At 64.1% G+C, this 6,014-nt stretch carries 6 protein-coding genes; all 6 read right to left on the bottom strand.

All coding sequences use genetic code 11. The annotated features are described in order from the left end of the window. Positions 1 to 183 precede the first annotated feature (183 nt). Positions 184 to 873, bottom strand: coding sequence for a pyrimidine 5'-nucleotidase (locus AC630_RS40535; protein ID WP_074123926.1), 690 nt, complete (start codon positions 871 to 873; stop codon positions 184 to 186). 120 nt (positions 874 to 993) lie between these two features. Further along, complete coding sequence (locus AC630_RS40530) at positions 994 to 1,980, bottom strand: DUF1036 domain-containing protein (protein ID WP_074123925.1); 987 nt, start codon at positions 1,978 to 1,980, stop codon at positions 994 to 996. A 158-nt stretch (positions 1,981 to 2,138) separates the two neighbouring features. Continuing rightward, positions 2,139 to 3,026: an acetylglutamate kinase gene (gene argB, locus AC630_RS40525; protein ID WP_074123924.1), complete on the bottom strand. Its 888-nt coding sequence runs from the start codon at positions 3,024 to 3,026 to the stop codon at positions 2,139 to 2,141. 198 nt (positions 3,027 to 3,224) lie between these two features. Beyond that, on the bottom strand, positions 3,225 to 3,590 hold the full coding sequence (locus AC630_RS40520; RefSeq protein ID WP_074123923.1) for a DUF423 domain-containing protein: 366 nt from the start codon (positions 3,588 to 3,590) through the stop codon (positions 3,225 to 3,227). Further along, positions 3,590 to 4,243, bottom strand: a complete 654-nt coding sequence (gene yihA / locus AC630_RS40515; protein ID WP_074123927.1) for a ribosome biogenesis GTP-binding protein YihA/YsxC — start codon at positions 4,241 to 4,243, stop codon at positions 3,590 to 3,592. Before yihA ends, AC630_RS40520 begins: the two co-directional genes overlap by 1 nt. Positions 4,244 to 4,349: 106 nt before the next feature. After that, on the bottom strand, positions 4,350 to 6,014 hold a 1,665-nt coding region (gene yidC / locus AC630_RS40510; protein WP_074123922.1), incomplete at its 5' end, for a membrane protein insertase YidC.

Raw genomic sequence — 6,014 nt, 5'->3', positions numbered from 1 at the left:
GACATCATCGCCCGGCTACGGGCCGCCCCACCGCCACTCCGAGGCCAAATTCGTCCAACATTCGAATACGCCGTGTAAGGTGGGCGCAAAACAGATACTTGCCCAGCCTCGAAGCGCAATCCGGGAAAAGTCCCTCAACGAGGAGAACCCCGGATTTCGCTTCGCTCCATCCGGGCTACAGCCTCAGTGCGACAGCCTGCCCAAAAAACCAGTCAGATCATCCGTGACATGGTCGACATGGGCCGCATCCCGGCCCTCCAGCTCCCAGTCCTCGCGCACCACTTCCTTCGTGCCGTCCGGCACCACCAGCACCGTCGTCATGCCGAGCTCGTGGGGGACCGTGAGGTTGCGGGCGAGGTCCTCGAACATGGCGGCGCGTGTCGGATCGACCGCATGGTCGGAGAGGAATTTCCGATAGGTCTGCGGCGCCGGCTTCGGCTCGAACCCGGCGGCGATGATGTCGAACACGCCGTCGAAATGCGTGGCGAGGCCGAGCCGCGCCAGCACGGCGTCGACATGGTCGACCGAGCCGTTGGTCAGGATCAGCTTCCGTCCCGACAGTTTTGCGATGGCTTCGCCGAGCGCCGGATTCGGCTGCAGCGGCGAATGATCGATCTTGTGCACATAGGCGAGGTAATCGTCGGCGCGCACGCCATGCAAAGTCATCATGCCGCGCATGGTGGTGCCGAAGCGCAGGTAATAGTCCTTCTGGACCTTGCGCGCTTCCGCTGGGCTGACCTTCAGCCAGTTGCACACGAACTCTCCGATCCGCGCATCGACCTGCTGCCACAGATTGACGTGATGCGGATAGAGCGTGTTGTCGAGGTCGAACACCCAGGTGTCGACATGGGTGAAGGTGCGGGCGGATTTCATCTCAACATTCTCAACTCGTCGTCCCGGACAAGCGAAGCGCAGATCCGGGGACCCATAGCCCCAGGTATGGGTCCCGGCTTTCGCCGGGACGACAGCTGAATTTGTGGCGCCGTCATCACATCACGGTATCGCAAAGCGCAGTGTCTTGCCGCCGCTCGACATGTCCACCACGCCAAAGCCCGTGGCGGCGAATCCGCGCGCTCCGCAATCGGCCTGCTCGTTGGTCTCGAACTTGGTCTCGCGCGTGCAGAGCTGCTTGTCGCCGCCCCAGTTCAGCGGCTTGTCCTTCAGTTTGACCGTGCGGTTGTCGGCATCGACCGCCTCGGCGAAGCTGAAAATCTGCTTCGGCTGGCCGGTCACGTCGGGATGCAGGCACGTCTTGGGATCGATGCGATACCAGCCGCGGCTCGTCACCGACTTGCCGTCGTCGGTGGCGATCGCCGCCATCACCCTGTGCGTCGTGTCGTTGCACCAGGTCAGGCCGGTTGCCGAAGGCGTCTGCACTGCATCGACCATGGTCTTGAAGAAATTCGGCGAGGAGACGATATCGGACGGCAGCCCGCGGCTCTTCAGGAAGGCAGCCAGCGCTCCTTGCGTCTTCGGCCCGTCCACGCCGTCGATCGGCGCGGCGTCATAGCCTGCGATCACCAGGAGCCGCTGGATGCCGGCGAGGCGCGCCTGCTCGTCGTCATATTCGGAATCCTCGGCGAGATAGGCAACGAAATTGCCGTCGTCGCCCCGCGTCGGTGTTATCTGGGTGAAGGCGGCCTGGGTCTGGCCGCCGCGGCACTGCCGCGCGGCGGCGATGACGAAATTGTCCTGGGCCACGCACAGCATGTCGCTGCCGTTCTGGGGGATCGGGGATGCGCCATAGACGCCGAGTGCGCGGGCGTTGAGCAGGATGCGATCGGCGGTCAGCGTGCCCTGCACCACCACGCGGCAGGTGGCGGGATCGATCCTGAACCAGCCGCGCGTCGCGGTCGCCGCCTTGTCGTCGATGCCGATCGCGGCCTCGACGACATAGGACATGCGGTTGCAGATCTTGAGGTCGGCGAAGGCCGGGGCGGAGGAGAAGAAGAATGACACGGCTGCTGCCGGCAGCGTCATGAAGAAGCGTGCAAGAACGGAGCGGCGGCGTGGCTTTGCTCTAAGTCCGTCATGCCCGGGCTTGTCCCGGCCATCCACGCCTTGTTTCAGCAAAGAAAGAACGTGGATGCCCGGGACGAGCCCGGGCATGACGCCCTCTTTCCTTGGCCGTTCGCTCTTCACTTGTGGATCAGTGTTCCCGTGCCCTGGTTGGTGAAGAGCTCGAGTAGCACCGCGTGCTGCATCTTGCCGTCGATGATGACGACGCCCTGCACGCCCTGCTCGAGCGCGTAGATGCAGGTCTCGACCTTCGGGATCATGCCGCCGGAAATGGTGCCGTCGGCGATCAGCTTCCGCGCGTCCTTCACCGAGAGCTGCGGGATCAGCTTCTTCGACTTGTCGAGCACACCCGGCACGTCGGTGAGCAGCAGCAAGCGCTTGGCCTTGAGTGCGCCGGCGACGGCGCCGGCAAAGGTGTCGGCGTTGACGTTGAAGGTCTGGCCTTCCCTAGAGGTCGCGAGCGGTGCCAGCACCGGGATCAGCTCGTAGCCGATCAGCTGGTTGAGCAGCGTGAGATCGACCTTCTCCGGCTCGCCGACGAAGCCGAGATCGACCACCTTCTCGATGTTGGAGCCGGGATCGATCATGGTGCGCGTCGCCTTCGACGCGGTGACCATGTTGCCGTCCTTGCCGCAGAGGCCGACGGCTTTACCGCCGGCTTCGTTGATGTAGCCGACGAGCTGCTTGTTGATCGAGCCGGCGAGCACCATCTCGACGATCTCGATGGTCGCCTTGTCGGTGATGCGCAGGCCCGCGGCGAATTCCGAGACGATGCCGAGGCGCTTGAGCATGGTCGCGATCTGCGGTCCGCCGCCATGCACCACAACCGGATTGATCGCGGTCTGCTCCAGCAGCACGATGTCGCGGGCAAAGTTCTTCGCGGTCTCCTCGTCGCCCATGGCATGGCCGCCATATTTGATGACGATGGTTTCCTCGTCGTACTGCTGCATGTGCGGCAGCGCTTCGGACAGGATGCGGGCCTGGTCGAGCGGGGAGATTTCGGTCATGAGGCGGATCTCGCTGGCGGGACTGTCGGGCCGCGTTCTATCTGATTGGCGGGCGAGGCGCAAAGCGTGACTGATATGTAGCCCGGATGGAGCCACCGGGTCGGCGCAAAGCGCCGCCCGATGACAGGCTCCGCGTAATCCGGGAATCTACCCGCGAACACCGTCCCGGATTGGGCTGCGCTCCATCCGGGCTACGGGTCAGCGCTTTGCCACCACTGCCGCCAGCGTCACTGACAGCCAGCTTGCAATCATCAGCGTTCCGCCGGTCGGTGCCGCGAACGGAAACAGTGAATGGCCGGCATATTGCCGCAAGGTGAGGTCGCCCGCGAACAGCGCGGCGCCGAGCACGAAGCCGAACGCGGCGGTGAGGCCAATTCCGCCGTGCAGAAGGCCGCGCGCGAGCAATGCGACGCAGGCCAATATGGCAGTTGCATGTAACAGCAGCATGGCGCTGGCGGAGGCGAGCCGGCTCGCTTCCGTGCCATGGGCGGAGGCGGCAGCGAGCGCGACGCCGGCGGCGCCCATCAAGCCGGCAAGCCCAAGCAACAGGCGGAATGCCACCATCACGAGGCCCGCTCTTCGAGCAGTTTCGCCATCGCGGCGCGCAGCTCGGCCATGCCGGTCGAGCTCCGTGACGAGGTCGCGAGCACATTGGGAAACGCGGCGGGATGTTTTGCCAGCGCGGTCTCCGTCTCGGCGATGCGCGACTGAAGCTCGGAGGCCTTCACCTGGTCGGCCTTGGTCAGGACGATCTGGTAGCTGACGGCCGAGCGGTCGAGCGTCTTGAGCACTTCGAGATCGACGTCCTTGAGGCCGTGCCGCGCGTCGATCAGCACGTAGACCCGTGCGAGGCTGGCGCGTCCGAGCAGGAATTTGTGGATCAGCTCGGTCCATGACGCGACCTGGCTCTTCGGCGCCTTGGCGTAGCCATAGCCGGGCATGTCGACGAGGCGCAGGTCCGTCTTGCCCGGGACCTCGAAGAAGATCAGCTCCTGGGTGCGGCCCGGCGTGTGCGAGGTGCGCGCGAGCGCGTTGCGGCCTGTGAGTGCGTTGATCAGGCTCGACTTGCCGACATTGGATCGGCCGGCAAAGGCAATCTCCAGCCCCGTCATGGGCGGCAGCGTGGCAATCGAGGGCGAGGCCCAGATGAACTGCCAGTCGCGGGCGAACAGCTTTCGCCCGGCTTCGATCAGCTTCGCATCTTTGTCGTCGGTCATGCGAAGCTCTTTGCTTGCTGTCATTCCGGGATGGTCCGAAGGACCAGACCGGGAATCTCGAGATTCCGGGCTCGACGCTTCGCATCGCCCCGGAATGACGGAAAGTCTACGTCGCCTTCCTCGCGAACGTCGCCTTGAGATTGTCGAACAACTCCACCTTCACGCCGTTGCGGCGCATAATGAAGCTCTGCTGGAGCACCGAGAGCGTGTTGTTCCAGGCCCAGTAGATCACGAGACCCGCCGGGAAGCCCGCCAGCATGAAGGTGAAGATCAGCGGCATCCAGTTGAAGATGAGCTGCTGCGTCGGATCCGGCGGCGTCGGGTTCAGCTTCATCTGGAACCACATCGTGATGCCCATGATGATCGGCCAGATGCCGAGCGCGAGGTAGTGGCCGAACACCGGGAGCGTGGTCGGATCGAACGGGATCAGCCCGAACAGGGTGAACAGATTGGTCGGATCGGGCGCGGAGAGATCCTTGATCCAGCCGTAGAACGGCGCGTGCCGCATCTCGATGGTGACGAACAGCACCTTGTAGAGCGAGAAGAACACGGGGATCTGGATCACCACGGGAAGGCAGCCGGCGACCGGATTGATCTTCTCCTTGCGGTAGATCTCCATCATCTCCTGCTGCTGCTTCACCTTGTCGTCGGGATAGCGCTCTTTCAGCGCCTGAAGCTGCGGCTGGATCGATTTCATCTTCGCCATCGAGGCGTAGGACTTGTTCGCCAGCGGGAAGAACAACAGCTTCACGATCACGGTCACGAGCAGGATCGAGATGCCGAAATTGCCGAAGAAGCGGTAGAAGAAGTCGAGGCCGAGGAACATCGGCTTGGTGATGAAGTAGAACCAGCCCCAGTCGATCAAGAGATCGAAATGGTTGAGCCCGAGCGCCTTGTTGTAGCCGCCGAGGCCCGCGAACGGGAACACGCCGACGACGCCGGCTTCCTTGGCGCCGGCGAACAGGCGCGCGTTCGCCGTGGCGGTGCCGCCGATCGCGACAGTGACGGGATCGAGCAGATAGTCGGTCTGGTAGGTGTGGACGTTGCCGACGGGGTTCGACGAGAAGCGCGCCTGAAGCTGGGCGCTGGTGTCCGGCAGCAGCGCCGAGGCCCAGTACTTGTCGGTCATGCCGAGCCAGCCATTGGTGGCCTTGAAGTTCACCTGCTTGGCTTCGTCGATCTTCTTGTAGGCGTATTCCTGCAAGCCATGGTCGCCGAGATAGCCGATCAGGCCTTCATGCAGGATGTAGTAGCCCGAGACCTGCGGCGTGCCGTGGCGCGAGATCAGCGCGAACGGATAGAGCGTGACCGGCGCGTTGCCGACATTGCTCACCTCGTCCTTGACGGTGAAGAGATAGTGGTCGTCGACCGAGATGGTGCGGCGGAAGGTGAGACCCTCGCCATTATCCCATTTCAGCACCGCCGGCGTCGACGGCGTCAGGCTGCCGCTGCCGTCCTGCTGCCAGACAGTTTGCGCGTCCGGCAGCTTGGCGGTCACGCCCGTTGCCGGCACCCAGCCGAACTCGGCGTAATAGGGTTCTGCCGAGCCCGAGGGCGAATAGAGGATGATCGGCGGCGACTTCGGGTCGACCGTTTCGCGGTATTGCACCAGCGCGAGGTCGTCGATGCGTCCGCCCTTCAGCGAAATGCTGCCGGCAAGCCGCGGCGTGTCGATCTTGATGCGCGGGCTGGCCGCAATCGCGGTGTCGCGGGCAACGACCGGCTGGGCCTGCTGGTTCGCGGCCGGAGCCGCTGACGGCTGGGTCGCGCC

The organism is Bradyrhizobium sp. AS23.2, assembly GCF_001908185.1.
Lineage (GTDB): Bacteria > Pseudomonadota > Alphaproteobacteria > Rhizobiales > Xanthobacteraceae > Bradyrhizobium.
The sequence above is the reverse complement of the archived record's forward strand: the minus strand, read 5'-3'. Positions and strand labels throughout refer to the sequence as shown.

Excerpts from the sequence above, each read along its gene's own strand:
- AC630_RS40520 (WP_074123923.1), bottom strand. The coding sequence starts at position 3,590 with ATGGTGGCATTCCGCCTGTTGCTTGGGCTTGCCGGCTTGATGGGCGCC.
- AC630_RS40535 (WP_074123926.1), bottom strand. The coding sequence starts at position 873 with ATGAAATCCGCCCGCACCTTCACCCATGTCGACACCTGGGTGTTCGAC.
- argB (WP_074123924.1), bottom strand. The coding sequence starts at position 3,026 with ATGACCGAAATCTCCCCGCTCGACCAGGCCCGCATCCTGTCCGAAGCG.
- AC630_RS40530 (WP_074123925.1), bottom strand. The coding sequence starts at position 1,980 with ATGACGCTGCCGGCAGCAGCCGTGTCATTCTTCTTCTCCTCCGCCCCG.
- yihA (WP_074123927.1), bottom strand. The coding sequence starts at position 4,243 with ATGACCGACGACAAAGATGCGAAGCTGATCGAAGCCGGGCGAAAGCTG.